General features: G+C 68.3%; 1 protein-coding gene and 1 pseudogene. One reads left to right on the plus strand and one right to left on the minus strand.

Annotation, left to right across the window (positions count from 1 at the left end; translation table 11 throughout):
- Nucleotides 1-161 precede the first annotated feature (161 nt).
- The gene (locus tag ABZ281_RS46715) at nucleotides 162-1,607 is read right to left on the minus strand and encodes a glyceraldehyde-3-phosphate dehydrogenase (RefSeq protein WP_356664624.1); all 1,446 of its coding nucleotides are present in this window, start codon (nucleotides 1,605-1,607) and stop codon (nucleotides 162-164) included.
- 157 nt (nucleotides 1,608-1,764) lie between these two features.
- Between ABZ281_RS46715 and ABZ281_RS46720 the strand changes: the two are divergent.
- A pseudogene (locus tag ABZ281_RS46720) lies at nucleotides 1,765-2,203 on the plus strand (hypothetical protein); the annotation flags it as partial.

A 2,203-nucleotide genomic window follows, 5' to 3' on the forward strand; every position in this document is an offset into this window, starting at 1 on the left:
GGCAGTTCTGGTATCTCTCCACGAGCGCGGACAACAAGCCCCACATCGACTCCGTGACCAGCCACGACGGCACACAGGCACGGTAGTACAGGGTCGAGCTGACCCGGCGGTGACACACGAAAGCGCGGGGCCCGCACGCCCCGCGCTTTCGTCTTCCGGGGTCAGACCGCCGGGGCCGGGTACGTCGGGTACTCCACGCCGGAGACGTGCTGAACGACGCGGATGACCTGGCACGAGTAGCCGAACTCGTTGTCGTACCACAGATAGAGGATCGCGTTGTCGCCGTCGACCTTGGTGGCGCCCGCGTCGACGATCGAGGCGTGGCGCGAGCCGATGAAGTCGCTGGAGACCGCGTCGGGAGCCGTGGTGAAGTCGATCTGGCGCTTGAGCGGCGAGGTCAGGGAGACGTCGCGGAGGTGGTCGAGGACCTCCTCGCGGGTGGTCTCGCGGCCGAGCCGCAGGCTGAGGATCGCGATGGAGACGTCCGGGACCGGGACGCGGATCGAGCTGCCGGTGATCGGCGCCTTGAGGTCGGGCAGCGCCTTGGCGACGGCGGAGGCGGCACCGGTCTCGGTGATGACCATGTTGAGCGGCGCGGACCGGCCGCGGCGGTCGGCCTTGTGGTAGTTGTCCAGCAGGTTCTGGTCGTTGGTGAACGAGTGAACCGTCTCGACGTGGCCGCGATGGACGCCGAACTCGTCGTCCATCGCCTTCAGCGGCGGCACGATCGCGTTCGTGGTGCAGGACGCGCAGGACAGGATCTGCTCGTCCGGCTTGATCGTGTGGTGATTGACGCCGTGCACGATGTTGGGGACGTCACCCTTGCCGGGCGCGGTCAGCACGACCTTGTCGATACCGGGGCGCAGGTGCTGGGACAGGCCCTCGCGGTCGCGCCACTTGCCGGTGTTGTCGATGAGGATGGCGTCCTTGATGCCGTACGCCGTGTAGTCGACCTCGGACGGGTCGTCGGCGTAGATCACCTTGATGGCGTTGCCGTTGGCGACGATCGTGCTGTTCGCCTCGTCGACGGTGATCGTGCCCTGGAACTGGCCGTGGATCGAGTCGCGGCGCAGCAGCGAGGCGCGCTTGACGATGTCCTGCTCGCCGCCCCCGCGCACGACGATGGCCCGCAGCCGCAGACCGTTGCCCGAGCCGGACTTCTCGATGAGCAGGCGGGCCACGAGCCGGCCGATGCGGCCGAAGCCGTAGAGGACGACGTCCCGGCCCTCACGGCGCTCGATCTTGTTGGCTCCCGTGGCACCGGCGACGGCCTCGGCGGTGAACTCCGCGACCGACAGACCGCGGTCGTCCTCGCGGTACGTCGCGGCGAGCATGCCGATGTCGATCTGGGACGGACCCAGGTCGAGCTCGGCGAGGGTCTGCAGGAACGGCAGCGTCTCGGTGACCGAGAGCTCCGCACCGGCGATCTGCCGGGCGAAACGGTGGGTCTTGAGGATGCTCACCACCGACTTGTTCACCAGGGAGCGGCTGTGCAGCAGGACCGTCACGTCCTGCTCCCGGTGCAGCTTCCCGATGATCGGGATCATCGACTCCGCGATCTCCTCGCGGATCTTCCAGTTGGTGAACGAGTCGTCGTTGACAGTCACGAGTCCATCTTTCGAGCTAGGCGGCGCTCATATGTTAAACCGTCGATTTCCTGATCTTGAACGGGGTGCCTCCGACCGTTCTGCGGGCGCTCCGCGCGCCCCTGAGGGCGGGGCTTGAGACGATCGAAAGCGGATCTTCCGTGCGAAAGGGGTGACCATGGACTACGACTCCGTCGCCGACGAGCTGTACGCCCTGCGCCCGGAGGAGTTCACCGCCGCCCGCGCCTCCGCCATGGCCTCCGCCCGCACCGCCGGCGACCGGGAACTCGCCGAGCGGATCCGCACCTTGCGCAAGCCCAGCCTCGCCGCCTGGGTCAGCAATCTCCTGGTCCGCAGCAGCCCCGGGGAGGTCGAGCCCCTGCTGCGCCTGGGGGAGGGGTTGCGGCAGGCCCACCAGGACCTGGACGGCACGCAGCTGCGCGAGCTGAGCCGCCGGCAGCACGCGTTGATCCGCGCCCTGTCCCTCCAGGCCCGGCAGCTCGCGAAGGAGGCCGGCCATCCGATCGGCGAGAGCGTGCAGCTGAACCAACTGGATCCCGGCGATGGCGGTCGGCCTGCGCCGGATCCCAGCCAGTACGGCGATCTGAAGATCAGCC

The sequence above is a fragment of the Streptomyces sp. NPDC006265 genome (genome assembly GCF_040613555.1).
Classification (GTDB): Bacteria; Actinomycetota; Actinomycetes; order Streptomycetales; family Streptomycetaceae; genus Streptomyces.